At 70.1% G+C, this 25,161-nt stretch carries 20 protein-coding genes; 11 read left to right on the forward strand and 9 right to left on the reverse strand.

Going from position 1 to position 25,161, the window contains the following annotated elements; translation table 11 throughout:
• Positions 1–38 precede the first annotated feature (38 nt).
• Both ACFFJD_RS08720 and eccCa read right to left on the reverse strand, forming a co-directional pair.
• Entirely contained in the window at positions 39–1,010 is a 972-nt protein-coding gene (locus tag ACFFJD_RS08720; RefSeq protein ID WP_382363172.1) for a type VII secretion-associated protein, read from the reverse strand.
• Positions 1,007–4,945, reverse strand: a complete 3,939-nt coding sequence (gene eccCa / locus ACFFJD_RS08725) for a type VII secretion protein EccCa (protein WP_382363174.1) — start codon at positions 4,943–4,945, stop codon at positions 1,007–1,009. Before eccCa ends, ACFFJD_RS08720 begins: the two co-directional genes overlap by 4 nt.
• A 279-nt stretch (positions 4,946–5,224) precedes the next feature.
• Between eccCa and eccD the strand changes: the two genes are divergently transcribed.
• Positions 5,225–6,682: a type VII secretion integral membrane protein EccD gene (gene eccD, locus ACFFJD_RS08730; RefSeq protein ID WP_382363176.1), complete on the forward strand. Its 1,458-nt coding sequence runs from the start codon at positions 5,225–5,227 to the stop codon at positions 6,680–6,682.
• Complete coding sequence (gene mycP, locus ACFFJD_RS08735) at positions 6,682–8,016, forward strand: type VII secretion-associated serine protease mycosin (protein WP_382363178.1); 1,335 nt, start codon at positions 6,682–6,684, stop codon at positions 8,014–8,016. Before eccD ends, mycP begins: the two co-directional genes overlap by 1 nt.
• Here mycP and ACFFJD_RS08740 read toward each other — a convergent pair whose 3' ends face one another.
• A complete protein-coding gene (locus tag ACFFJD_RS08740; protein WP_382363180.1) occupies positions 8,017–8,982 on the reverse strand; it encodes a 4-hydroxy-3-methylbut-2-enyl diphosphate reductase in 966 nt (321 codons plus the stop codon).
• Between the two features lie 34 nt (positions 8,983–9,016).
• On the opposite strand from ACFFJD_RS08740, the gene ACFFJD_RS08745 reads away from it, so the two are divergent.
• From ACFFJD_RS08745 to ACFFJD_RS08755, 3 genes are read left to right on the forward strand one after another with little or no spacing between them, the layout of a single operon-like run.
• Positions 9,017–9,748, forward strand: a complete 732-nt coding sequence (locus ACFFJD_RS08745; RefSeq protein WP_382363182.1) for a lipid droplet-associated protein — start codon at positions 9,017–9,019, stop codon at positions 9,746–9,748.
• A 23-nt stretch (positions 9,749–9,771) separates the two neighbouring features.
• Positions 9,772–11,031, forward strand: a complete 1,260-nt coding sequence (gene xseA / locus ACFFJD_RS08750; RefSeq protein WP_382363184.1) for an exodeoxyribonuclease VII large subunit — start codon at positions 9,772–9,774, stop codon at positions 11,029–11,031.
• On the forward strand, positions 11,028–11,249 hold the full coding sequence (locus tag ACFFJD_RS08755) for an exodeoxyribonuclease VII small subunit (RefSeq protein WP_382363186.1): 222 nt from the start codon (positions 11,028–11,030) through the stop codon (positions 11,247–11,249). Before xseA ends, ACFFJD_RS08755 begins: the two co-directional genes overlap by 4 nt.
• Positions 11,250–11,258: 9 nt before the next feature.
• On the opposite strand, the gene ACFFJD_RS08760 is transcribed toward ACFFJD_RS08755, so the two are convergent.
• On the reverse strand, positions 11,259–11,828 hold the full coding sequence (locus tag ACFFJD_RS08760; RefSeq protein WP_382363188.1) for a DUF4245 domain-containing protein: 570 nt from the start codon (positions 11,826–11,828) through the stop codon (positions 11,259–11,261).
• 95 nt (positions 11,829–11,923) lie between these two features.
• Here ACFFJD_RS08760 and glpX point away from each other — a divergent pair, with 95 nt between their 5' ends.
• Entirely contained in the window at positions 11,924–12,910 is a 987-nt protein-coding gene (gene glpX / locus ACFFJD_RS08765; protein ID WP_382363190.1) for a class II fructose-bisphosphatase, read from the forward strand.
• Positions 12,911–12,985: 75 nt separating this feature from the next.
• On the opposite strand, the gene ACFFJD_RS08770 is transcribed toward glpX, so the two are convergent.
• A complete protein-coding gene (locus ACFFJD_RS08770; protein WP_382363192.1) occupies positions 12,986–13,687 on the reverse strand; it encodes an ABC transporter ATP-binding protein in 702 nt (233 codons plus the stop codon).
• A 46-nt stretch (positions 13,688–13,733) separates the two neighbouring features.
• Positions 13,734–14,684, reverse strand: coding sequence for an FtsX-like permease family protein (locus tag ACFFJD_RS08775; protein ID WP_382363194.1), 951 nt, complete (start codon positions 14,682–14,684; stop codon positions 13,734–13,736).
• 194 nt (positions 14,685–14,878) lie between these two features.
• Between ACFFJD_RS08775 and ACFFJD_RS08780 the strand changes: the two genes are divergently transcribed.
• Together ACFFJD_RS08780 and ACFFJD_RS08785 are read left to right on the forward strand one after the other, a co-directional pair.
• Positions 14,879–16,075, forward strand: a complete 1,197-nt coding sequence (locus ACFFJD_RS08780; protein WP_382363196.1) for a sensor histidine kinase — start codon at positions 14,879–14,881, stop codon at positions 16,073–16,075.
• A complete protein-coding gene (locus ACFFJD_RS08785; RefSeq protein ID WP_382363198.1) occupies positions 16,072–16,704 on the forward strand; it encodes a response regulator in 633 nt (210 codons plus the stop codon). The genes ACFFJD_RS08780 and ACFFJD_RS08785 overlap by 4 nt, the downstream gene beginning before the upstream one ends.
• A 10-nt stretch (positions 16,705–16,714) precedes the next feature.
• Here the strand turns inward: ACFFJD_RS08785 and ACFFJD_RS08790 are convergent, their stop codons facing one another.
• Positions 16,715–17,377, reverse strand: coding sequence for a trimeric intracellular cation channel family protein (locus ACFFJD_RS08790; protein ID WP_382363200.1), 663 nt, complete (start codon positions 17,375–17,377; stop codon positions 16,715–16,717).
• Between the two features lie 98 nt (positions 17,378–17,475).
• Between ACFFJD_RS08790 and ACFFJD_RS08795 the strand changes: the two genes are divergently transcribed.
• Positions 17,476–19,176 (forward strand): fumarate hydratase, encoded by a 1,701-nt coding sequence (locus tag ACFFJD_RS08795; protein ID WP_382363202.1) that lies wholly within the window; start codon positions 17,476–17,478, stop codon positions 19,174–19,176.
• A 168-nt stretch (positions 19,177–19,344) separates the two neighbouring features.
• Entirely contained in the window at positions 19,345–21,129 is a 1,785-nt protein-coding gene (locus tag ACFFJD_RS08800; protein ID WP_345313745.1) for an AAA family ATPase, read from the forward strand.
• Between the two features lie 68 nt (positions 21,130–21,197).
• Here the strand turns inward: ACFFJD_RS08800 and ACFFJD_RS08805 are convergent, their stop codons facing one another.
• Positions 21,198–21,512 (reverse strand): hypothetical protein, encoded by a 315-nt coding sequence (locus tag ACFFJD_RS08805; RefSeq protein WP_345313744.1) that lies wholly within the window; start codon positions 21,510–21,512, stop codon positions 21,198–21,200.
• A gap of 228 nt (positions 21,513–21,740) precedes the next feature.
• A complete protein-coding gene (locus ACFFJD_RS08810; RefSeq protein WP_382363205.1) occupies positions 21,741–23,129 on the reverse strand; it encodes an HNH endonuclease signature motif containing protein in 1,389 nt (462 codons plus the stop codon).
• A 551-nt stretch (positions 23,130–23,680) separates the two neighbouring features.
• On the opposite strand from ACFFJD_RS08810, the gene ACFFJD_RS08815 reads away from it, so the two are divergent.
• A complete protein-coding gene (locus tag ACFFJD_RS08815; RefSeq protein WP_345313742.1) occupies positions 23,681–25,075 on the forward strand; it encodes a class II fumarate hydratase in 1,395 nt (464 codons plus the stop codon).
• Positions 25,076–25,161 lie beyond the last annotated feature (86 nt).

The following is a 25,161-nucleotide window of genomic DNA, read 5'->3' on the forward strand; positions in this document are numbered from 1 at the left end:
CTCCTCTGGTGGGGGTAACGCCTCTGATTCTGACACCATCACCCGCCGACGATGCGCGCACTGCCCACCGCACGACGGCAGGCTTCGTCGATCCGGTGGCCACCGGTCCCCTCCTGACAACCCACACTGATCTGCAATCCACCGTCGACCACCACGTACCAGCGCACCGCCGCCCCGGACACCGGCGCCTCGCGGTAGCTGATCACCTGCCGCCCGCCGTAGGTGCTCGACGCCGCGAACTCCACCACCACCTCGTCGCCGCGCTGGGCGATCCGGTGGGCCAGGCTGGCAGCCACTGCCGCCCGGTCCGATCCGGCCCGCAGCGCCGTCACCACCACGATGAGGCGTCGCCCGTCCTCGCCAGCGGCGAACACCGCGCGCAGGCCCCGCCCGTCATCGGGGCGATCGCCGGACAGTTCGGTGCGTCGCCAACCCCCGGGCACCGTCACCTCCACCGGACCGACTCGGGCCGCGGCGACGTCGGCGGCGGCCTGCCGCGGCCAGCGCGCCACCACACCCACCAACCCCAGTGCCACGACGACGACGACCACCGCTGCCACCAGCAGCCGCGGACCTCGCCGCCGAGACGGCTCCGGGGGCGGCGGGAAGCCGAAGTCCAGACTCGTCCGCGGCACGTAGCGGTCGCCGTGCCGCGCCACCAGCACCGGATCGACCTGTGCCACCCGCCGCCCCGGCAGCGCTCGCGCCAGTTGCGCCGTCAGCTCCGTCGGCTGCGGACCGTCGACCAGCACCAGGTCCGCGGTCCGACCCAGCTCGCACAGCTCTTCGGGAAGCTCGGTGCCCAGCTCATCGGCGGCGCTGCGCACCACCTGCCACACGCCGTGCGGCCTTCTCAGCACCAGCGCCCGCCACAGCGGCGGGCCCCAGCCCGCGGGCTCGCCCGGCACCAGCAGTTCTTCGATCACCACGCAGGTCTCCGCGGCCGCGTCGGCGTGGCTGGCCGCGATGCGCAGGACACGGTCCGCTGCGGACACCGCCGGTGCCGTCATCGCGCCACCTGCACCATGTCCGCGCGCCGGGCCCGGGAGATCAGCTCGCCCCGCCCGGCACCGAGCTTCTGCATCCGGTGCCGGCCGACGATGTAGCCCTCATCCGGGTCACCCGACAGCAGCAGCACATCGCACGACAGGTCGCGCAGACCGGCGACCAGCGGATCGAACAACCCTCGCCCGATTCCCCCCGAACGCCGCGCCAGGATCACCCGCAGACCGATGTCCCGCGCGTGCCCGAGCAACTCCACCAGCGGCGTCAGCGGGTTGCCCATCGCGGTGGCCACCAGGTCGTAGTCGTCGATCACCAGATAGACGACGGGCCCGGACCACCAGTCCCCGCACGCCAACTGATCGGCCGTCACATCCTCGCCGGGCAAGCGCGCCCGCAGATAGTCGGCCAACGCCGCCATCATCGGCGCCGCCGTCTGCGCCGAACTCGCATAGCCGGCCAGATGCTCCCCGGCGACCGCTCCCAACAGCGTGCGGCGATAGTCGACGAGCACCAGCTTGCAAACCTCCGGGCCGCCGCCGGCCACCAGACCGGTGACCAGGGTCCGCAGCGTCTGGGTCTTGCCCGACTCCACATCGCCGAAGACCAACAGGTGCGGCTCCGCGGCGAAATCCATCACCACCGGCGCCAGGTCCGATTCCCGCAGCCCGAGGACCGGCTTCCCCTCTCGGGCCGAATCCCCGTGCGCGGCCATCGATTCGGTGATCGACGCCAGGTCGATGTCGTCCGCGAGCAGCCGCACCCGCGGCGCAGGGCAGTCGGCGTAGACGCCGGCGGTCTCGGCGACGAACGCCGCGGTGCCCTCCGGGAGGCTCTCGACCTCCGCACGGCCGTCGGCCCGCGGCAGCGCCACCAGGAAGTGCAGCTCCTCCCCGGTGAGACCGCGCCCGGGGCGTCCGGTCGGAACGGTGGCGGCCACTTTTCGCCCCATCTCCGAGTCCAGCGGATCACCCAGCCGCAGCTCCAGTCGCGTCCCCAGCAGATCCTTCATCGCCGGGCGGATGTCCGCCCACCGTGCGGACGCGACGATCACGTGCACCCCGAACGAAAGTCCTTGGCCCACCAGGGTGTTGACGTCGTCCTCGACGGTCTCGAAATCGCTGCGCAGCGTGGTCAGCCCGTCGATCACCAGGAACACGTCGCCGTGCGGATCCTCGGCGAACCGGCCCGCGTGCCGCGCCGCCCGGTATTCGCGCATCGACTCCAGCCCCTCCGTGGCGAACAGCTCCTCCCGCGCGGCCAGGATCGCGCGGACCTCGGCCAGGGTGCGCCGCACGGCGTCGCGGCGACTCTTCGTGGCCACACCGGCCACGTGCGGCAGGCCGGCCAAGGCCGCCAGGGTGCCGCCGCCGAAGTCCAGGCAGTAGAAGCTCACCTGCTGCGGTGTGTGCGTGGCCGCGGCCGCACAGATCAGCGTGCGCAGGGCGGTGGACTTGCCCGCTTGCGGGCCTCCGACGACGGCGGCATTGCCCGCCGCTCCGCTCAGATCCAGCCAGAGGGTTTCCCGACGTTGGTCGTACGGCCGATCCACCACGCCCATCGGGATCCGCAGATCCCCGATCGCCGCGTGGCCGGCGACGAACGCGTCGAGGGTCACCGCCGATTCCAGCGGCGGCAACCACACCGCATGCGGCAGGCTGCCGTGACCCGCGGCCCGCCCGACCAGCGTGTCCAACAGCGATGATGTTCCCGTCGGCGCCTGGACCTCCTCGACGTCGTCGAACTCGGGCAACGGCACCCGTTCGGCGGTGAACCGCAGCACCTCCCCGGAAGCCCGCGGCAGCCCGTCGGCCCCCACCGGCCCGCTGTGCGGCGGTAGATACGGGCCGGAGACGAACGAAGTGCTGAAGCGGACGGGCGCGCCGGAGTCGCACTTGAGGTACGCGGCACCGGGAGTGCTGGGCAGGTGATAGGCGTCCGGGACGCCGAGCACGGTCCGAGACTCGTTGGCGGAGAAGGTCTTCAGTCCGATCCGATACGACAGGTGGCTGTCCAGGCCGCGCAGCCGCCCCTCGTCCAGTCGCTGCGAAGCCAACAGCAGGTGGATGTGCAACGACCGGCCCAACCGCCCGATGGCCACGAACAGCTCGGCGAACTCGGGCTTCTGCGCCAGCAGTTCGGAGAACTCGTCGACGACGATGAACAGCGCGGGCAGCGGAGCCAGCGCCGCCCCCGCTTCGCGCGCCCGCTCGTACTCGCCGACATTGGCGAAATTGCCTGCGGCCCTAAGCAATTCCTGGCGCCGGTTGAGTTCACCGGAGAGTGCGTCGGCCATCCGGTCGACCATCGCCAGTTCCTGTTCGAGGTTGGTTATCACCGCCGCCACATGCCGGGTGTTCAGACCCAAAAACGTGGCGCCGCCCTTGAAGTCGACGAGCACCAGGTTCAGCTCGTCCGGTGAATGCGTCGCGATCAACGCCAGCACCAGGGTCCGCAAGAATTCGCTCTTGCCGCTACCGGTGGCTCCGATGCACAGCCCGTGCGGTCCCATGCCGCCGTGCGCGCTCTCCTTCAGATCCAGGTCGACGGGTGTGCCCTCGGCCGTGTAACCGATGGGCACGCGCAGCCGTTGCTGGGGTGTGCGGCCCCGCCAGCCGCGCAGCGGATCGAAGGCGGTCGCATCCGGAATGCCCAGCAGCGCGGGAAGTCCCGGATCCGTCGCCACCTGCGCCGTATCCAAACCCGGCAGCGGAAGCGTGCTGGCAGGCCGATACCGCGCGAGTCCACGCGCCAGCACTTCGACACGCTCGGCCGACAGCGAGTCCGCCGTCGCGAACCGCTCCAACCCCGCGACCGTGTGCGCGGCGACGCCGCCGCCTTCCACCACCAACCGCAGACCGCGGCGCACCGCCAACGATTCCCCGTCCGGCCGCAGATCGAGCACCGTCAAACCCTCGCGCCCAGCCCCGATCACCAGCTCCTCATCGCCGGTACGAGGACCACCGTCGAGCACCACGATCAGGTGTGGCCGCGCCCCCACCGGCGGCGCCGACCGCGAGAATCTGCCGCGTTGCGCGAGGTCGTCGGCGAGATCGGTCTCGAGCAGCTCGAGGCTGTCGTAGATCATCCGTGCCGCGCCCACCCGGTCCCGCACCGTCGGATGCGCCGCGTGCGGCAGCCATTTGACCCAGTCCCAGTCGGGGGCACGCGGGTCCTCGGCGGCGACCGCGACCAGCACGTGGTCCGGGCCGTGCAACAGCGCCACGGCGGCGAGCATCGACCGCACGCATCCCAGCACCTCCGCGCGCGGTCCCTCGAAGCCCACCGCCGGAAAACTCCGCAGCGATACCGCACTGGGCAGGCCGGGCACCGTCGCATGCGTCTGCACAAAGCGCCGCAACGCCAACGCGCACACCGGTTCCAGGTCCTCCGCAGGCGCCACTTCCGGCGGAACCAGCGCGGTGGCCAACGGTTGGGTGCCGACGCCGAGACGGATCTGCAGGAAGTCCGCGTCGCCCGGACGCCGCTCCCACATCCGTACCGATCCGAGCAGCGCGGGCAGGGCCGCCGGATCCGGATGCGACCACGCCGCCGCGATCCGCTGCTCGCGCACCGTCGCCCCGACACCGGCGCGCGTCTGCGCCAGATATCGTAGGTAGTCCTTGCGGTCCTCGTTCAGCTCCGCCGAGCGCGGCGGGCCGCCTCGACCACCGCCGGCCAGCATGCCCACCATCGACATCACCATCATCAACGGGAACATCAGAAACAGCGGATTCGACAGCGCCCCGCGACCACCGGTCATCACCATCAGCGCCACCATGCCGACCAGAGCGACCACCATGACCAGCGGCAACAGTCGCACCAACAGGCTCTGCGGCGCCCCGCGCGCCACCTCCGGCGGACCGGTCAACACCAGTTCCCCGCCCGGCGCGACCGGCTGAGTCAGCCGCCGCGGGCGCACAAAAGCCACCGTCGTACCCATCGGACTCCCCCCGAAGTCGTGGTCGCCGTCCCGGCGATGGTGACGGTTTATCAGGAACCCCCGCGGCCGGGTGCCCGAATGACCACTATTGACGGCGATCCCCGTCGCCCCCCCCGAATCGGTTCACCCCGTCGGTCTGGACCGACGGCGCGAACGGAAAGTGACGGGGTGAACCGAAACGGTCCCCGCCGACGGCCGCAGGTGACTAAAGTCGACCACCATCGTCGCCATGGGAGCGCGGGGACGGTGTGTCAGGAACCTCGGGGGAGGGTTTGCACGATGACCACGATCGACGATGCCGCGGGGCTCGGCCCAGCGCTGCGAAGCGCGGAACCGGAACTGGTACGACTCTCCGTTCTCGGAGCGGACACCCAGGTCGACGTGGCGCTCCCGACCCGAACACCGATCGCGGCGCTGCTGCCCGACCTTCTCGACCTGCTCCGACTGCCGGATCCACCCGTCGACGATGCCGATCGCATCGACTGCCTGCCGCACTGGACGCTCGCCCGCATCGGCGCCCCGCCGCTCCCGGTGGAGGCCACGCTCACCGACGTCGGACTGGTCGACGGCGAACTGCTCCTCGTCGTCGACGGCCGGCCCGGCAGCCCGGCCGCGCTCGTCGACGACGTCGTCGACGGCCTCGCGCACCTCGCCGACCGCCAGGCCCCGGGCTGGACCGCCGAGTCCGCGCGCACGGTCGGCTACGGCGGCTGCCTGGCCGCCACCGCGTTCGCCGCACTCGCCGCCCGCTTCCTGCCGTTGTCGCCGCTCCTCGCCGCCTCCGTGCTCGGCGGTGCCGCCCTGCTGCTGGTGGCCGTCGCGATCCTCGGCCACCGCGCAGGCGTCGATCGCCGCAGCACCGCCGTCCTCTCGATCTGCGCCGTCCTCGCCGCCACGACCGCGGGATCGTTTGCGCCACAACCGAACACCCTCGGTCCCGCACTGGCGACGGCCGGTGCGTGCGGACTGGTCGCGGCCCTGCTGCTGCACCGGAGCACGGGAGTCGGCGCCGCATTGCACGCCTGCATGAGCACCGTGTGCGCACTCCTCGCCGTCGCCGGCCTCATCGCGATGGCGACCGGGGACCTGCGAACGGCCGCCGCGATCGTCGCGGCCGTCTCGGTGTACAGCGTTCTGCTAGCGCCCCGGGTGGCCATCGCGGCCGGGCGCCTGCCGTTGCCGCCGGTGCCCACTCTCCCACCACCGCTGCCCGAGCCGACGGCGACGGTCACCGTCGACGGCCTCGACGCGGTCGCCGCGATCGCGGAACTGGCGCTGGTCGACCTGGATCGGCTCTCCCGCCGAGCCCGGCTGGCCGCCGGATACCTGACCGGCATCCTCATCGGCGCCTGCGGCACCGCGGTCGTCGCCGCCTTCGTCGTCGCCGGCAGCTGGGGCGGATCGGTGGTGTCGTTGCTGCTGTGCGGCACCGTGGCCGCCGCCCTGATCGCCCGCGGCCGCACCCACGCTCACCGCACCCAGAGCGCCGCGCTGATCGCCGCGGGCCTCGGCTGCCTCCTGGCGGTGCTCCTCGGCAGCGGGTCGGCGGTCGCCATGACCGTCGGCGGAATCGCTTTGGCCGCAGCGGCATTCATCATCGGGACCACCGCGGATGGCCACAGCTTCTCGCCGCTGCAGCGGCGCACGCTGGAATTGGCCGAGTACGCGGTGATCGTCGCGATCATTCCGCTGCTGCTGTGGTTGCTGGGCACCTATCGCGCCATCCGCGAATTCTGATGCCGTCCCCCACTGCGGCGGCGCGACTCACCCTGGTCGGCGCACTGGTCGCCGTCGCCGCCGCGACCCCGGCGACGGCCACCGCGCGCCCCGAGCCGCTGGTGACCGCGCTGGTTCCGGTCAGCGCGCTGCCGGTGGGACCCGCGCAGCCGACCGAGCAGCGCACCCACTGCGCACGCCCCGCGCCGCTGACGTCCGACCCGACGGCGGAACCGGCCGGGCACCGCCTGCTCGACATCGGTCAGGCCTGGCGGTTCAGCCGCGGCGGCGGCGTCACCGTGGCGGTCATCGACACCGGGATCACCCCGCACGCGCGCCTGCCGCTCCCGCAGGCGGGCGGCGACTACGTGAGCACCGGTGACGGCCTGGCCGACTGCGACCTGCACGGCACCCTGGTCGCCGGGATCATCGCCGCCCGGCCGTCGGCCATCGACGACTTCGCGGGCGTCGCACCGGATTCCACCCTGATCGCCATCCGCCAGTCCAGCGGCGCCTTCGACACCCGTGACCGGCGGACCGCCGCACCCACGATGGGCGCGGGATACGGACCGCTGAGCACCCTCGCCAAGGCAATCGTGCGGGCCGCCGACTTGGGCGCGCAGGTCATCAACATCTCCGAAGCCGCCTGCGTGCCCGGCACGGCGTCGATCGACGACGACGCGGTCGCCAGCGCCCTCGCCTATGCCCGGGCCCGCGATGCGGTGGTGGTGGCCGCCGCGGGAAATCTCTCCGACACCGGCGGATGCCGCGAACAGAATCCGCTCGCACCCGCCTCGACCAGCGCCGCGTGGGATCAGGTGCGTTCGGTCGCCACGCCGGCGCGCTTCGGACGAGAGATCCTCACCGTCGGCGCGGTGGAGGCGACCACTGCCGCACCCGCCGCGTTCAGCCTGGCCGGACCGTGGGTCACCGTCGCCGCGCCCGGCACCGACGTCGTGAGCGTGGCGGGCGGCAGAGCGGTCGACGCGCTCGACGACGAGAACGGTCCGCGTCGCTTGGCCGGCACCAGTTACGCCGCGGCGTATGTGTCCGGGGTGATCGCGCTGGTTCGGGCGCGTTTTCCGCAGCTGACCGCGCAACAGGTGATCGACCGCGTCGTGCGTACCGCCCGCGGCGGGCCCGACCGGGACGCGGCGACCGGCTACGGCCTCGTCGACCCGGTGGCGGCGCTCACCGCCGACCTGCCGGAGGTCGCTGCGGCTCCGCGCATCACTCGCGTGGCGGCCCCGCGGCCCGACGAGCCCGACCATCGCCCGGCCATCACGGTCGCAATCACCCTGGCCGTCGGGGCCGGCCTCGTCGCCGGGGCGTTCGCACCCCGGCGACGACGGTGACTACTCGGCGGCGGCCCGGGGGTTGCGTGCCGGACGCAGTTCGCGCGGCAACGCGAAGGTCAGCGTCTCCTGCGCGGTGGTGATGGTGTCCACATCGTTGAAGCCGTGCTCGGCGAGCAGCTCCACCACGCCGCGCACCAGAATCTCCGGCACCGACGCACCCGAGGTGACCCCGACCGACGTCACGCCGTCGAGCCACGCCGGATCGATCTCGCGGGCGTAGTCCACCAGGTAGGAGGCCTTCGCGCCGTTCTGCAGCGCCACCTCCACCAGTCGGACCGAGTTCGACGAGTTCTGCGAACCGACGACGATCACCAGATCGCATTCCGGCGCCATCGCCTTGACCGCGCTCTGACGGTTCTGCGTCGCGTAGCAGATGTCGTCCGACGGCGGATCGTTGAGCAACGGGAACCGCTCGCGCAGCCGGCGTACGGTCTCCATGGTCTCGTCCACCGACAGGGTTGTCTGCGAGAGCCACACCAGCTTGGACTCGTCGCGGACCTGCACGTCGTCGACCTGATCCGGACCTTCGACCACCTGAATGTGTTCGGGCGCTTCGCCTTCGGTGCCTTCCACCTCTTCGTGGCCGATGTGGCCGATCAGCAGAATGTCGTAGTCGTCGCGGGCGAACCGCTTGGCTTCCTGGTGCACCTTGGTGACCAGCGGGCAGGTCGCGTCGATGGTGCGCAGATTGCGGTCGGCGGCATCGGCGTGCACGGCCGGGGACACCCCGTGTGCGGAGAAGACCACCAGTTGCCCCTCGGGCACCTCGTCGGTCTCGTTGACGAAGATGACGCCCTGGTCGGTGAGGGTGTCGACGACATGACGGTTGTGCACAATCTCCTTGCGGACGTACACCGGGGCACCGTGCTTGGCGAGGGCGCGTTCGACGGTTTCCACCGCTCGATCGACGCCAGCGCAATAGCCCCGCGGTGACGCGAGCAGGACACGTTTGGTATCGGCCATAAGTCCCAGCGTACGGGTGTGGCACAGTAAAAGCATGAGACGTCCGCCGTACCCCGCCCTGGTGGCCACCGGAGTCTTGGTGACCACTCTCGACGAGACCAAGCGCCTGCCCACCCGGATCCTCACTTTTCCGATGACCGCGATCAGTCGCGGACTGCAGGCCGGCATGCGATTGCAGCAGAACATCGCCGAAATGGCGATCAAGGGCGACGAGTTCTTCGCTCCCTACTGCGACAAGGCCGAGGAGCAGCCCGCATGGGCTCGGTTCGACGAAGACGACGAGATGGTGATCTCCATCCCATCCGCGGTGAGCGAGTCGTCCGCGCCTGTCGCCGCCCCGTCCGCGCCTGTCGCCGCCCCGTCCGCGCCGGCCGACGAGCCCGCCCGGCAGGCTCCCGCCCGCAAGGCCCCGGCCCGCAAGCCCGCCGCGCAGAAGCCCAGGACGGTCCCGGCTACCGACGGCGTCGAGACCGAGGCACCGGCCGCGACCGGGCGTTTCGCGCTGTACAGCACGCCGCCGGCCGAGGTCGTCGCCGAAGCCGAGGCCCCCGCCCCGACCGCCGCCGGCGGTGATCAGCCCGAGGTGGTCGTCCTGCTCGACTACGACGTGTTGACCCTGGCACAGCTGCGGGCCAAGCTCCGCGGCCTGAGCGTCGACGACCTGCAGGAGCTCGCCGACTACGAGCGCGCGCACCGCGATCGCACGCCGTTCGCCACGATGATCGACAACCGCATCGCCAGCCACCAGAAGAAGTCCGGCGCCTGACTCGTGACCTGGACGGAACCCGCGTGAGTCCGGACGCGCCGCCGAACTCCGCGGACACGCCCTGGCCGGTGCGCACTCTGAGCCTGAAGCTCGCCGACTGGATCCATCGGCTCGGCCAGGTCTGGGTGGAAGGCCAGCTCACCCAGATCAATGCCCGCCCCGGCACGCGCACGGCCTTCCTGACCCTGCGCGACCCGGCCGCGGATCTGTCGCTGTCGGTCACCTGCGACCCGAACCTGTTGCGGCGCAGCGAAGTTCCCCTCACCGAGGGGTCGCGGGTGATCGTCTACGGCCGACCGAGCTTCTACACCGGCCGCGGCACGCTCTCCCTCCGGATCACCGACATCCGGCCGGTGGGCATCGGTCAGCTGCTGGCCCGCATCGAACGGATCAAGCAACTGCTGGCCGCGGAGGGGCTGTTCGACGCCCGCCGCAAGCAGGCCCTGCCGTTCCTCCCCCACACCGTCGGCCTGATCAGCGGTCGCGCCAGCGCCGCCCAGCGCGACGTGGTGGCCGTGGCCACCGCCCGCTGGAGCACGGTGCGCTTCCGCGTCTGCGAGGCGCCGGTGCAGGGCCCCACCGCGGTCCCGGCCATCGTCGACCAGCTGGCCCTGCTCGACGCCGACCCGCAGGTCGAAGTGATCATCATCGCTCGCGGCGGCGGCAGCGTGGAGGACCTGCTGCCCTTCTCCGACGAGACCCTGCTGCGCGCGGTCGGCGCCTGCCGCACCCCGGTGATCAGCGCCATCGGCCACGAACCGGACAATCCGCTCCTGGATCTGGTGGCTGACGTCCGCGCCGCCACCCCCACCGACGCCGCCAAGCGGGTGGTCCCGGACGTGGCCGCCGAACGGTCGGCGATCGAGTCGCTCCGCGACCGCAATGCGCACGCGCTGCGCAACTGGGTCGGCCGGGAGCTGCGCACCGTCGAGGGCCTGCGTGCCCGCCCGGTCCTGGCGCGCCCGCAGCGCCTGATCGACGAGCAGCGCGCCGTGATCGACCGCTTCCGCGCCGACGTGCGCCGCGCCGTCGGGCACCACCTCACCGTGGAGGAGCACCGGCACGCACAGCTGGCCGCTCGCCTGGCCACCCTCGGTCCGGCACAGACTCTGGCCCGCGGCTACGCCGTGGTCCAACGCCTCGACGACGCCGCGCCGCACGCGGTCAGCAGTACCGAACAGCTTCCACCCGGCGCGCGGGTGCGGATCCGCGTCGCCGACGGCGCCGTCGGCGCGCGGGTGGAGTCGGCAGAAACCCCGAACTCGGAAGGAACTTCGTCGTGACCGAATCGGCAGACGTCACCACCCTCGGCTACGAAGCCGCCCGCGACGAACTGGCGCAGGTGGTGTCGACGCTCGAGCACGGCGGCCTCGGGCTCGACGAGTCGCTGGCGCTGTGGGAGCGCGGCGAAAAGCTCGCCAAGCACTGCCTCGCGCAACTGCAGGGCGCCTCCGAGCGCATCGAGTCGGCCCTGCAGTCCGGCGAAGCCGAAAAAGACTGACGCCTGCGCTTACGGCTTGGGCAGCGGCTGCGCCTTCAGGACCGCTTCGGCCAAGGTGTTCAGCGGCGGGTTGTCGCCGCGGCCGAGCAGTCCGATCCGGACGTCGCCCAGGTCGGTGACCCAGACCATGCGATTCTCGGGAGCGTTCTCGTAGGTCACCCACGTGGTGCCGCCGGCCTCGACGGTGCCGGTGCCGAGCGCGCCTGTCCCACCGAGCGCCGGCACCAACTGGTCCTCGGTGGCCGCGGTCTGGGTGAGCTGCACGTAAGTGCCGTTGTCGGTGATCCAGCCGACGTTGCTGGTCAGCGAGGTGCCGACGGTCGAGGTGGACCCGGAGTTGGACTGCCACGCGGCCGGGACCGCGGGCTGACGGATCGGGAACGGCATGACGCGCGAGTCCGCGATGAACGCGGCGTCGCTGTTGAAGGTGGGCACCTTCTGCTCCGCGGCCTTGTCACCGAAACCCCAGGCGCAGCTGCCCGCGATACCGGCGATCACCAAACAGATCAGCAGCAGCGGGATCAGCGACCAGACCATGTCCCGGCTGTCCTGCAGGATGCGAGGTTTCTTTTCCGCCATGCCGACCAGTATCGCAGTCGGGTCGGAGCCCGGGCCAATCGCAGGTCATGACAGAATTAGAAGGATCTGACGCCACGACGCAAGGAGTCGACAGCATGTCGAAGCAAGCCCCGGACCGTAACCTCGCGATGGAACTGGTGCGTGTCACCGAAGCCGCCGCACTCGCTGCCGGCCGCTGGGTGGGCCGCGGCGACAAGAACAGCGGCGACGGCGCGGCCGTGGACGCCATGCGCGAACTCCTCTCGACCGTCTCGATGCGCGGCACCGTCGTGATCGGCGAGGGCGAGAAGGACGAAGCCCCCATGCTGTACAACGGCGAAGAGGTCGGCAACGGCGAGGGCCCCGAGGTGGACGTCGCCGTCGACCCGATCGACGGCACCACGCTGATGGCCGAGGGCCGCCCCAACTCGATCGCCGTGATCGCGGTCTCCGAGCGCGGCACCATGTACGACCCGTCCGCGGTGTTCTACATGAACAAGATCGCCGTCGGCCCCGACGCCAAGGGCGCCATCGACATCAACCAGCCGGTGGCCTGGAACATCAACTCGGTCGCCGCCGCCAAGGGCATCGACGTCGCCGACATGACCGTCGTCGTGCTCGACCGCGAGCGCCACCGCAAGCTGATCCGCGAGATCCGCGAAGCCGGCGCCAAGATCCGCCTGATCTCCGACGGCGACGTCGCCGGCGCGGTGGCCGCGGCCGACGACAACAACTCCGTCGACATGCTGATGGGCATCGGCGGCACCCCGGAGGGCATCATCTCCGCCGTCGCCATGAAGTGCATGGGCGGCGAGATCCAGGGCAAGCTGTGGCCGCAGGACGACGCCGAGCGGCAGAAGGCCATCGAGGCCGGCCACGACCTGGACATGGTGCTGACCAACGACATCCTGGTGAGCGGCGAGAATTCGTTCTTCTGCGCCACCGGCGTGACCAACGGCGACATGCTGCGCGGTGTCACCTACCGCCCCAACGGTGCCACCACCCGCTCGCTGGTGATGCGCAGCAAGTCCGGCACCATCCGCCGCATCGAGGCCGTGCACCAGACCACCAAGCTGCGCGAGTACGCCCGCCTCGAACTCTGAGACCGGACCGACCGAAAACCCCGGCCGCCCATCGGATTCCTCCGATGGGCGGCCGGGGCCGTTAGGTGGGGCGGTCTACGCCGCGACCACCTCGCTGTCGAGGAGTCGGCCGTCGAGCATGTGTACCAGCGCGTCGGCACCGGTCGCCGAGCCGACCTCCAGGGACTGCAGATCGTGGGTCACCAGCAGCGCGGCGAGGTCGCGTTCGCGGCTGAGCCGCACGATCAGTTCCACCACCGCACGACCCCGGGCCTGATCCAGAGCCGACGTCGGCTCGTCGATCAGCAGCACCTTGCGCGGCCCCATCAGTGCGCGGGCGATGTTCACGCGCTGCCGCATGCCGCCGGAGAGCTGATTGGGCAGCCGGTTCTCCTGCCCGGACAGGCCCACCGCGTCGAGCAGTTCCCGCGCCTGCTCCCGGTACTTGGCCGGTCGCTCGCCGCGCACATGCACGGTCAGCAGGATCTGCTCCAGCGCGGTCAGGTCCGGCAGCAGGTTGTCGTTCTGGAAGACGAAGCCGACGGCCTCGCGCCGGATCCGCGCGCGCTCGGGTTCGCTGAAGTCGCCCACCGCGGCACCGTCGATCTCGACGATGCCCGAGTCCGGGCGGATCAGCGTGCCGGCCACCGCCAGCACACTCGACTTGCCGCAGCCGGAGGGTCCGGTCAGGGCGATCACCTGGCCGGGCTTGACCGTCAGGCTCGCGCCGTCGACGGCGGTGACGCGGTCGTCGCCGTCCGGGTAGGTCAGGGTCACATCGGACAGTCGCAGGCTCATCGGATCTCCTCAGTTTCCTTCGTGTGGTTCGGGTTCGAGTTCGGGTTCATCGGTTGAGTGCGGTCAGCGGGTCGACGGAGACCAGCGGACGCAGGGCCAGCACCGCACCCACCAGGCCCAGCACCGCCATGACCACCACCGGCAGCAGGACTCCGCCCGCGGTGATGGCGATCGGCACCACGCCCTCGGCCGCCCAGGCCACACCGGCTCCGGCCGCCGCACCGACGGCGAGGCCGGTGAAGAGCACCACCGAGGCCTGGCCGAGTCCGTCGCGGACCAGGTAGCCCTTGCTGGCGCCCATGGCGCGCACCACGGACAGCGACGCCAGTCGATGGCCGGTCCACACCGCGAAGAAGGCGCCGACCACGACCGCCGAGATCACCAGCAGCAGCCCCTGAATCAGCAGCAGCGAGTTGTGCTCGGACGAGTAGCCGGGGATCAGGTTCAGGCGAGCGCTGCCGTGCGCGTCGGTGACTCCGTCGATCCCGCTGATTTCCTTGGTCAGGATCATCGCCGAGACGTCCTCGCGGTGCGCGGCTTCGCGCCACAGCTCCAGGGGCACTTCGGCGACCGGGGAATGCGCGAACTGCTGCGTGTCACCGATCGACGACACGCGCGAGGGCACTCCGCCGACGGTGATCGGCGAGCCGACCTGCACGCCCAGCGTCTTAGCCGTCTCGGTGTTCAGCCGAATGCCCGGCTGGGCGTTCTCGCGGCCGAACACCGCCACCGCGGAGTTCACGTCGCGGTAGCCGACGCTGGTCATGGTGATGCCGAGCGGCTTGGCGCCGGGGTCGGCGGACTCGACGGCGTTCACCGCGGTCACGTCGAGCCGGCTGTCACCGAGCCCGACCGCCGCGCCCGAACCGTCGACCTGCACCGCCAGGCCACTGCCCGGCAGGTCCTCGACGGCCGAGACCGACTGATCACGCAGGCCGCCGGTGAGCGCGGACAGCGCCACCACCATGAATGCCAGCAGCGCGATCACGCCGGCCATGAGGCCGAACTTTCCTGCCGAGCGCCGGATTTCTCTCCATCCGATGTACATCTGCACCTCCCAGATCCGTGCACTGAAGATTCCTTGCCTATGAGCCTGCCCCCGATCGCCGCCCGGCGAATCGCGCGGAAGGCCGGTTACGCCTCCATCGAAAGTTGGACGCGGACACCGGGTACGGGCCCGATACTGGTGACGTGCCCACCACCGACCGCCGCCAGCTCACCGTCGACCGGTACATCCAATGGGGCGGCCATCTCTTGTTCGCCGTCCTGATGAGTGTCGGCCTGGTGCGCGCCGTCGAGGACCCCGACGGCAGCAGTCTCGTGGCGATCCTCGCCGCCGCCGCCGTCGTCGGGTGGTACCTGTTCGGCGTCATCGCGATCACGGTGCGCCACAAGCAGATCGCCGTGCCGTGGACCCTGGTGCTGCTGGCCGGGTGGGCCGCGCTCATGGTGATCGATTCGGCGTTCGTCTGGTTGGCCTTCGTGCTGGCCATGCTCGGCTGGCACTTTCTGCCGCGCGGCCTCGCCATCCCGGCGGAACTGCTCATCGTCACGGTGGCGGTGGCGGCCTCCGTTTCGTCCGAGCCCAGCGGCGTGGGCGCGGTGATCGGACCGGTCATCGGCATCGCCACCGCGGTGGCGGTGACCGAGGCGGTGCGGCGCGTGATCCAGGCGGCCGCGGCCCGCGATGCGCTCTCACAGGAGTTGGCGCGCACCCAGATCCGACTCGCCCAGCAGGAACGCGAGGCACTGTTGGCCGCCGAGCGCGCACGCATGGGCGGCGAGATTCACGACGGCGTCGGCCAGGCATTGGCGGGGATCGTGATGCTGCTCCAGTCGGCCACCGACGCGTCCTCTCCCGCGGCACAGCAACGCGCGCAGTCGCTGACGGCGCTGGAGATGGCGACCGCGGCCCTGGCCCAGACCCGCGGCTTCCTCCGCAGCCTGGACACCTCGACGGTGGCCCCGGACGAGCTGATCGAGGGTCTGCACGCCGCGGTGCAGCAGGCCCGACGCCTCGGTCTGCCCACCGAACTGCACGTGCACGGCCCGGAGACCGCCCTCGGCCACGATGTCCGCGCCATCCTGCTGCGCACCGCGCAGGAGGGCCTGGCCAACGCCGCGCGGCACGCCGACGCCGACCGCGCGGTGGTGACGCTCACCGTGCTCGCCGACGAGGTGCACCTGGACATCGTCGACGACGGCCGCGGCTTCGATCCACACCGCACCCGCGGCAGCGGCACCGGATTCGGGCTCGACGCACTGATCACCCGCGTCGAGCGCGCGGGCGGTACCGCTACGGTCGAGTCCGAAGAGGGCGACGGCACGACGATCGGTGTGTGCCTGCCGCTGCCGCCGCTCACCGACACTCCGGAAGGACCGCGATGATCCGGATCATGCTGGTCGACGACCACCCGGTGGTCCGCGCCGGTCTCCGCGCCGTTCTCGAACCGGTCCGCGATCTGGAGATCGTCGCCGAGGCGGCCGACGCCGACGAGGCCATCCGCCGGGCCGCCACCGAACAGCTCGACGTGGTGCTGATGGACCTGCGCCTGCACGGCACCGTCGCCGGCGGCCGCGACGGCATCGTCGCCACCGCGGAGATCCGTGCGCTCGCGAATCCGCCGCGCGTTCTCATGCTCACCACCTACGCCTCCGACGCCGACATCCTGCGGGCGGTGGAGGCGGGCGCCACCGGCTATCTGCTCAAGGACACCGCCCCGGACACCCTGGTGGCCGGCATTCGCAGCGCCGCGGCCGGGGAGACGGTCCTCGGACCGGCTATCGCCGCACGCCTTCTCGATCGCATGGCGGCGCCGGATCAGGCGCTCACCGCGCGGGAACTGGAGATCGTCGAGCAGCTGGCGGTGGGCGGCGCGAACAAGGAGATCGCCAAGCGGCTGTTCATCTCGGAGGCTACGGTGAAATCACACCTGGTGCACATCTTCGGCAAGCTCGGCGTCAACAACCGAACCAAGGTGGTGGCCGTCGCCCGCGAGCGCGGCCTGATCTCCTGAGCGGAGGGCGCTATCGCCTCGGGTCGTCGCCGGCCGTGACGTACCAGGGTCGCGGTCCGTGCCAGTCGAACTTCAACGACGCCAGGCGCAGGCTGATCGCGATCACCGCGCACGCCAGCCCCATCCAGGCCTGATAGTCGGTGTAGCGCAGCAGCACGGCGACGACCGTCGCGCACGCCAGGGCCGGAATCGCATACAGGTGTTCGCCGGGACGCAACACGCTCGGCACGTGCCCGGACAGGATGTCGCGGATCACGCCGCCGCCGATCGCCGTCATCAGGCCGAGCAGCGCGGAGCCCGGGGCCGACAGCCCCCATTGGAAGGCCACCACCGTGCCGACCACCGCGAACATGCCCAGGCCCACCGCGTCGGTGATCTCCAACGGCCAGGTGGTCAGCCGCGCCGGGACGCGCCAGACGAAGACCAGCAGCCCGGTGAGCACCGCGGCGATCAGATACCGCATGTCGGTGAAGGCATTGGGCGGGGTGTTGCCGATGGTGATGTCCCGCAGAATGCCGCCGCCGAGCGCCGTGGCCACCGCGAGCAACAGGATGCCGACCACGTCGAGGTTTCGCCGCACGGCCATCAGCGCGCCAGAAGCGGCGAAGGCGATGGTGCCGATCAGTTCGCCGGAATGGTGCAACAGCATCACGGCATCGTTGAGACGGTTCACAGTTGCCCTACGTTACGCGTCGTTCCACCGCGCCGGCCGCACGACTTAGGATGCACTAAGACACTGGTCAGGGCGCCTACGCAGTACCATCGGGAGCTGTGAGTGAGTCAGCCAATGCCCCCGAATTCCTCTACTCGGACCTGCTGCCGGCCGATCAGGACGACACCCCGTATCGCCTGATCACCACCGAAGGCGTCTCGACCTTCACCGTCGACGGTCGCACCTTCCTGACGGTGGAGCCGGAGGCGATCCAGAAGCTGACCACCGAGGCGATGCACGACATCAGCCACTACCTGCGGCCGGCCCACCTGAAGCAGCTGCGCAAGATCATCGACGACCCGGAAGCCTCGGGCAACGACCGGTTCGTCGCCCTCGACCTGCTGAAGAACGTCAACATCTCCGCCGGCGGCGTGCTGCCGATGTGCCAGGACACCGGCACCGCGATCGTGATGGGCAAGAAGAGCGAAGGCGTCCTCACCGGTAGCGACGACGCCGAGACCATCTCGCGCGGCGTGTACGACGCGTACACCAAGCTGAATCTGCGCTACTCGCAGCTGGCACCGCTGACCACCTACGAGGAAAAGAACACCGGCACCAACCTGCCCGCGCAGATCGAGATCTACGCGACCGAGCAGGGACCCAAGGGTCCGGAGTACAAGTTCCTGTTCATGGCCAAGGGCGGCGGCAGCGCCAACAAGTCGTTCCTGTTCCAGGAGACCAAGGCCATCCTGAGCCCCAAGAAAATGCTCGCCTTCCTGGACGAGAAGATCCGCTCGCTCGGCACCGCGGCCTGCCCGCCGTACCACCTGGCCGTGGTCATCGGCGGCACCTCCGCCGAGTTCGCTCTCAAGACCGCCAAGTACGCCTCGGCGCACTACCTGGACAACCTGCCCACCGAGGGCTCGATGTCCGCGCACGGCTTCCGCGACACCGAGCTGGAAGAGGAGGTCTTCAAGCTCACCCAGTCCTTCGGGATCGGTGCGCAGTTCGGCGGCAAGTACTTCTGCCACGACGTCCGCGTGGTGCGTCTGCCGCGGCACGGCGCGTCGTGCCCGGTGGCCATCGCGGTCTCCTGTTCGGCCGACCGCCAGGCGCTGGGCAAGATCACCGCCGACGGTGTGTTCCTCGAGCAGCTCGAGACCGACCCGGCCCAGTACATGCCCGACGCCGGGGTGGCCGAGGACATCGACGGCGGCGCCGTGGTCGAGATCGACCTCAATCTGCCGATGGACGAGATCCTCGCCGAGCTCAGCAAGCACCCGGTCAAGACGCGGCTGTCGCTGACCGGCCCGCTGGTGGTGGCCCGCGACATCGCGCACGCGAAGATCGCCGAACGCCTCGACGCCGGTGAGCCGATGCCGGACTACCTGAAGAACCACCCGGTGTACTACGCGGGTCCGGCCAAGACGCCCGAGGGCATGGCCTCCGGTTCCTTCGGCCCCACCACTGCCGGCCGTATGGACAGCTACGTCGAGCAGTTCCAGGCGGCGGGCGGCTCCATGGTGATGCTCGCCAAGGGCAACCGGTCCAAGCAGGTCACGCAGGCCTGCGACAGCCACGGCGGCTTCTACCTCGGCTCCATCGGCGGACCGGCGGCCCGGCTGGCACTGGACTGCATCAAGAGCCAGGAAGTGATCGAGTACCCCGAGCTCGGCATGGAGGCGATCTGGAAGATCGAGGTGGAGAACTTCCCCGCGTTCATCGTCGTCGACGACAAGGGCAACGACTTCTTCACCGACCCGTCGGGCGCCGTGAACGTCCCGATCTCCGGCATCCGCGTTCGCTCCAAGGAGCGCTAGAACCGTCCGGAAAATGTGACCTCCGTCACTTGACATCGGGTGCTAAACTCTAAAAGCATTTGATCTAGGCCTCCCGGGAACCGCCTATTCAATGCCCGAGTTTAGACCCTCTGACCTGCGCTTTCGGGTCGTTGACGGGAGTCCGGACCCCTCCTTACCGTCGGGTCCATGAGCATCTCGGACACCTTCGGATCAGAGTTCCTCGACGCGAACTTCTTCGCTGCGGACCCCTTCGACGCGGAGATCTTCCGTACCGGATTCCTGCGTCCGGCGGGATTCGGGCCACACGTATCCGGGCCACAGGCATTCGGGCCGCAGGCAGGCGACGACGTCGAGCTGACGGCGGCCGCTCGCTTGCTGTCCGACGAACTCGGACTGGCGCTCGACGATGCCCCCGCGGCTCCCCCGGAGCGACGGGCGGCGCCGTCGGCGATCGTGCTCCGCCCCAGCGAAAGCACCGAGATCGCGGCACAGCTGCTGCGCCCCACACCGCAGATCGTGGTGGCCGCGGGTGCGCCCGGTTCCGGACGCTCGGCGATCGTCGGCGACGTGGCGGCCGCCCTGCGCGGGGCGGCCAATCCTCTCCACCTGCGGCGCACCTGCGACGATCCCGCGATCGACCCGAGCACCGACCTCGTCAGCGCGGTGGGCGACCTGATCGACGAGGGCCTGGCGGCCTCCGACGTGCTGGTGCTCGACGACTTCGACAAGGCGGCCGAGCCCGGACCCCACCAGGTCTCGTCGCCGCTGCTCACCCAGGTGATGTTCGCGCACCGTCATTCCCGGATCCAGTTCCTGCTGATCGTCGACGAGGCCGCCCTGCATCGCCTGAACGAGCTGAACCCCGAGTTCGCCGCGGTCGCTCGGGTGGTCACGCTCGGCGCGCTGCCGCGGACCGCGGTGCGCGCCATCGTCGAGGAGGTCGCCGCCGAGCGGGCCGAGCTCCCGGTGGATCCCGACGTGGTGTCGGCAGCACTGGGTCCGGCCGACCCCGGCACGCGCCGCCGGCACCCCGGCTTGGCGATCGATCGCATCGACGCCGCGATCGGCCGCGCCCGCGCCGGCCAGGCCGAGACGCTGCGCGCACCTCACCTCGCGCTGCCCGCCGCCGGCCTCACCTCGGCGGCGGATCTGTGGCTGGCCTTGAGCACGCAGGTACGCGGCCAACCGCGCGCCGTGGCCACCGTCGCCGCACACCTGGCCCCGGCGTTAGCCCACCTGAAGCCGCGTCCGGAGCGCCCGCACGGGGTGTTCCTGTTCACCGGCCCGTCCGGGGTCGGCAAGACCGAACTCGCCAAGCAGGTGGCGCGCACGGTCTACGGCGGCGAGGAGGCGCTGATCCGCCTGGACATGTCCGAGTACGGCAACCTCGACGACGCGCGCATGAAGCTGATCGGCGCGCACCGAACGTGGAGGAACAGCACCGCGGAGGGACTGCTGACCACCCGGGTGATCCACCGACCGCGCAGCGTGATTCTGCTCGACGAGTTCGAGAAGGCCCACCCCGACCTGTGGCCGCTGTTTCTGCAGGTCTTCGACGAGGGACGGCTCAGCGACGGGTGGGGCCAGACCGCCGCATTCGCCGACACCGTCCTCATCATGACCACCAACCTCGCCGCACCCGAGGAGAAGTTCCCGCCCGAGTTCCGCAACCGGCTCACCGCGACCGTCGACTTCACCGCCCTGGCGCTGGCGCACCTGCGCGAGATCGCCGAACTGGAGCTGTCCCGCACCGCGACCCGGCTGGCCGACCACGGCTGGCACATCACCTACGCCGATGACGTCGCCGCCCACCTCGCCGCGGTATCGGTGGACCCGGAATTCGGTGCCCGCCGACTGCAACGCGTCATGGACGTCGAGCTGTTTCGCCTGCTGAACACGGCGGACGTCCGGCGGGTCCGGGTGGTGGTCGACGGCGATCATCTCGCCGTGGTGCCGAACCCGCTCCGCTGACGCCGCCACCGGCCCCGTTGCCCCTCGCCCCGGCCCCACCGACGGGGGCCGGGGCCGGGGGGCGCCGGTCACCGCTGGTGGAAGCGGTCCAGGAAGGCGACCATGCCGGGCGACTGCCCGCGGTGACCACGGGGACGCACCGAAGCGTTCTCGCAGATCCGGGCGGTCTGGCCGGCCGGACGACGACGCCGCGGTCGCTGGTCGGGAGTGTTGACCGGCCCGAGTTCGGCCTCGAGCTGCTCGCGCTGCACTCCCGCGCTGCGCGCGGCCTGCACGATCCAATGCGTGCACTGCCCGCACGCGCAGCGGTGACCCCGCGCGCCTCGGTGCAAACGGCCCTCGAGCTGGGCGAGCGCGAATGCGATCCGGTTGTTGCTTGCCATCTGACGTCCTCCTGATTTCGGATACACCTCTCCCTGCGAGAGGTGTCTTCATCAGGGGTGTTCAGAAGGTCAACGCACGGTCGGCTCCATAAGGTCGGACAACAACGGACCGGCGACGTTACCTCATCTCACCCCTGAGCACCAGGCCCGCCCGACGGCAGCCGCACTATGAAATTTTCAAATAACACATCGCGTCGGGAACCGCTCCCGGCACTGGTTTCACGCGCCTCACGCGGCGCTGGCTGACAAGGTCAAGGTTCGTCGCGCATTCGACCGGATCGGTTCACGACGACGCTTCGGATGGTCGGGATCGGCTGGCGGAATGAACCACGGCTGCCGATCCCGACCGATGAACACTTCCCACCCACCGTGATGAACCACGGTGTGGTGCCGACGGCAGAGCAGGACACCGTTGTCCAGACTCGTCACTCCACCGTGCTCCCAATGCTCCACGTGGTGCCCGTCGCACCACGACGGCGGAACACCGCAACCGGGAAACGCGCAACCACGGTCCCGTAGGACCAGGGCCTTACGGATACTCGGCGGGAACAGCCGCTTCTCTCGACCGACGTTCAACGGCACACCGTGCTCGTCCAGCAGCGCCAACGCCACGGACGCCTCGCACATGATCAGCTCCGCCGTCCGCGCCGAGATCGGTCCACCGAACCCGAGCCACGGCACCGCCGTCTCGTCCTCGGCGACAGAGATCGAAATCGTCTGTCCCGCAACGGAATCCAGCACTTGCCCGTTGATGACGACCGCCGCCGGTACCGACAAGGTGACGTGCGGCAACACACCGCCGGACTCGGGACGCTCGGAATGCGACAGATACGTGCGAATCACCTGGGCCATCGCGTCGGCACGCCGCCGCTTGGCCGACCGCAGATCCGCAGATCCGTCCGGCTCGGGCACCGGCCGCGTCAACGGATCCAACGCCGCACTCAATTCCTCGGCGGCCACGATGTCGAAATCGATCGTCACCGCCACCCGCCCGTCGTCCGTGCGAGTCAGGGCCATCTCGTTCAGGTCGTCACGTTCGGCGACCGGAACCTCGCCTTCCGCCGGAACCTCCGGTGCCAACTTGATCGCCCACGCCCGGGCCTTCTCCCTCACCTGCGCCGGCGAAGTCTGCACCATCAGCGAATGCACCACCCGAGCACGATCGGCGTCGGACAGCTCCACCCGACCGGCCACGTGCCCGAGACCGCTCACCACGGCATCATCGTGTTCCGCCGACACCGCACCATCGCGCAATCCGCGAATGGCTGGAACAAGGTTCTCGTCGGCGATCGCCTGACAGAGCCGCCCGGCACGATAGGCCACCGCCGGAGCCGCCCCGAGCTCGGCGAGAATCGCCGCACCCGACCGCACGTGCTTCCGTGCCGGCAGGCCCACGCGTTCGATCGCCGCGCACGTCGCGGCCACGGAGTAGTCGGCCACATTGCGCAACCGCAGAACCGCCGCGGCTACCGCCAGAAGTTCCCGGTCGTCGTCCACCGCCCGCGCCCGAGCCAAGAACTGCCCCAGATTCGCCGGCGAATCGATGTCGGTACCGACGGGGATAGTGAGGTCATCGCTCATCAAGTCGGCGAAGGCGGTGAGAGTTACTGCGTCCATGACGCCCACTCCTGAAGGTCATGAGAAGCCAATAGCGAAGGAACCGGTCGAGCCGGCGACGATCGGTCGCCCAGCCACTCGTGTTCCGAGAGTTCTGTTCCGAGAGTTCTGTTCCGAGAGTTCTGTTCCGCGAGTTCTGTTCCGCGAGTTCGGGGCTGCCGACCCCTCCCTCTGCTTCTATGTTACGCCTCACATATCCCGAGAACAATAGTGCTAACACAATTGTTCGCTGTTACGCGTCGGGACACCTCAAAAGCTCGCCCCCCAGCCCGGCACATCTCCGTTCTCCTCCTTGCCGGTTCGACGACGGCAACTCAGCGACCTACGGCGTCATATCGCCGTCGTGGAGCGTCACAATGCCGTCGTTGTACTCGGTGCCGGTCGGCGCCGCCGCCTCCGGATCCCGACACCTTGTCCAGAGCCGGACCGACTTGCCCCGTCACCTGCAGAGTCATGACGATCCGGAGACTGGGGCCGATCGCCTCGCCGCCCCGAGTTCGCAGAAATCGGTAGTGTTAGGTGAACCTAATTTCTCCGACGAAGGGGCGACCATGACCGACTACCGCATCGAGCACGACACCATGGGCGAGGTCAAGGTGCCCGTCGACGCTCTCTGGCGCGCGCAGACGCAGCGGGCCGTGGAGAACTTCCCGATTTCGTTCCGCCCCCTCGAACGCACCCAGGTCCGCGCCATGGGTCTCCTCAAGGCCGCCTGCGCCCGGGTCAACGCCGACCTCGGCCTCCTCGACGAAACCAAGGCCGCCGCCATCGTCGACGCCGCGCTGGCGATCGCGCGCGGCGAGCACGACGACCAGTTCCCGATCGATGTGTTCCAGACCGGATCGGGCACCAGTTCCAACATGAACGCCAACGAGGTCATCGCGTCGCTCGCCGCGGCCGCCGGTGTCGACGTGCACCCCAATGACGACGTGAACATGTCGCAGAGCTCCAACGACACCTTCCCCACCGCGACCCATGTGGCCGCGACCGAGGCCGTGGTGAACCAGCTGATCCCGGCGCTGGAGCACCTGCGCGAAGCCCTCGCCGAGAAGTCGGTGCAGTGGCGCGAGGTGGTCAAGAGCGGCCGCACCCACCTGATGGATGCCGTGCCGGTGACCCTGGGGCAGGAGTTCGGCGGTTACGCCCGCCAGATCCATGCCGGCGTCGAGCGGGTCAGCGCGACCCTCCCCCGCGTCGGCGAACTCCCGATCGGCGGCACCGCCGTCGGCACCGGCCTCAACGCCCCGGCCGGTTTCGGCACCAAGGTGGTCGCTGAGCTGCGTCGACTCACCGAGGTGAACGAACTGGCGCTTGCCACCGACAGCTTCGAGGCACAGGCCGCGCGCGACGGCCTCGTCGAACTGTCCGGCCAGCTCAAGACCGTCGCCGTCTCGCTCACCAAGATCGCCAACGACATCCGATGGATGGGTTCGGGGCCGCTCACCGGCCTCGGCGAGATCCACCTGCCCGATCTGCAGCCCGGCAGCTCGATCATGCCCGGCAAGGTCAATCCCGTGCTGCCCGAAGCCGTCACGCAGGTCGCCGCGCAGGTGATCGGCAACGACGCCGCGGTGACTTGGGGCGGCGGCAACGGCGCCTTCGAGCTGAACGTCTACATCCCGATGATGGCGCGCAACGTGCTCGAGTCGATCAGCCTGCTGGCCAACGTCTCCCGACTGTTCGCCGACCGCTGTATCCGGGGCCTGGAAGCGAATGAGGAACGCCTGCGCACGCTGGCCGAGTCGAGCCCGTCGATCGTCACCCCGCTCAACAGCGCCATCGGCTACGAGGAGGCGGCGGCAGTCGCCAAGCAGGCCTTGGCCGACGGCGCGACCATCCGCCAGACCGTGATCGACCGCGGGCTGCTCGGCGAGGACCTGAGCGAGGCCGAACTCGATCGCAGACTCGATGTGCTGGCCATGACCAACCTCGACCGCGAGCGGTAGACCGAATTCCACAGCTCTCGTGGCCGGGTGCTGGCGCGCGCGTCCCCGCCCTGCTGAGCTGGGAACGTGCGGAGGGAGCCTACGCA

The sequence above is a fragment of the Gordonia phosphorivorans genome, from assembly GCF_042432625.1.
GTDB lineage: Bacteria > Actinomycetota > Actinomycetes > Mycobacteriales > Mycobacteriaceae > Gordonia > Gordonia phosphorivorans.

Excerpts from the sequence above, each read along its gene's own strand:
- ACFFJD_RS08815 (WP_345313742.1), top strand. The coding sequence starts at position 23,681 with ATGACCGACTACCGCATCGAGCACGACACCATGGGCGAGGTCAAGGTG.
- eccCa (WP_382363174.1), bottom strand. The coding sequence starts at position 4,945 with ATGGGTACGACGGTGGCTTTTGTGCGCCCGCGGCGGCTGACTCAGCCG.
- ACFFJD_RS08810 (WP_382363205.1), bottom strand. The coding sequence starts at position 23,129 with ATGGACGCAGTAACTCTCACCGCCTTCGCCGACTTGATGAGCGATGAC.
- ACFFJD_RS08770 (WP_382363192.1), bottom strand. The coding sequence starts at position 13,687 with ATGAGCCTGCGACTGTCCGATGTGACCCTGACCTACCCGGACGGCGAC.
- glpX (WP_382363190.1), top strand. The coding sequence starts at position 11,924 with ATGTCGAAGCAAGCCCCGGACCGTAACCTCGCGATGGAACTGGTGCGT.
- ACFFJD_RS08760 (WP_382363188.1), bottom strand. The coding sequence starts at position 11,828 with ATGGCGGAAAAGAAACCTCGCATCCTGCAGGACAGCCGGGACATGGTC.
- ACFFJD_RS08775 (WP_382363194.1), bottom strand. The coding sequence starts at position 14,684 with ATGGCCGGCGTGATCGCGCTGCTGGCATTCATGGTGGTGGCGCTGTCC.
- mycP (WP_382363178.1), top strand. The coding sequence starts at position 6,682 with ATGCCGTCCCCCACTGCGGCGGCGCGACTCACCCTGGTCGGCGCACTG.
- ACFFJD_RS08800 (WP_345313745.1), top strand. The coding sequence starts at position 19,345 with ATGAGCATCTCGGACACCTTCGGATCAGAGTTCCTCGACGCGAACTTC.
- ACFFJD_RS08785 (WP_382363198.1), top strand. The coding sequence starts at position 16,072 with ATGATCCGGATCATGCTGGTCGACGACCACCCGGTGGTCCGCGCCGGT.
- ACFFJD_RS08805 (WP_345313744.1), bottom strand. The coding sequence starts at position 21,512 with ATGGCAAGCAACAACCGGATCGCATTCGCGCTCGCCCAGCTCGAGGGC.
- ACFFJD_RS08740 (WP_382363180.1), bottom strand. The coding sequence starts at position 8,982 with ATGGCCGATACCAAACGTGTCCTGCTCGCGTCACCGCGGGGCTATTGC.
- eccD (WP_382363176.1), top strand. The coding sequence starts at position 5,225 with ATGACCACGATCGACGATGCCGCGGGGCTCGGCCCAGCGCTGCGAAGC.
- ACFFJD_RS08720 (WP_382363172.1), bottom strand. The coding sequence starts at position 1,010 with ATGACGGCACCGGCGGTGTCCGCAGCGGACCGTGTCCTGCGCATCGCG.
- ACFFJD_RS08745 (WP_382363182.1), top strand. The coding sequence starts at position 9,017 with ATGAGACGTCCGCCGTACCCCGCCCTGGTGGCCACCGGAGTCTTGGTG.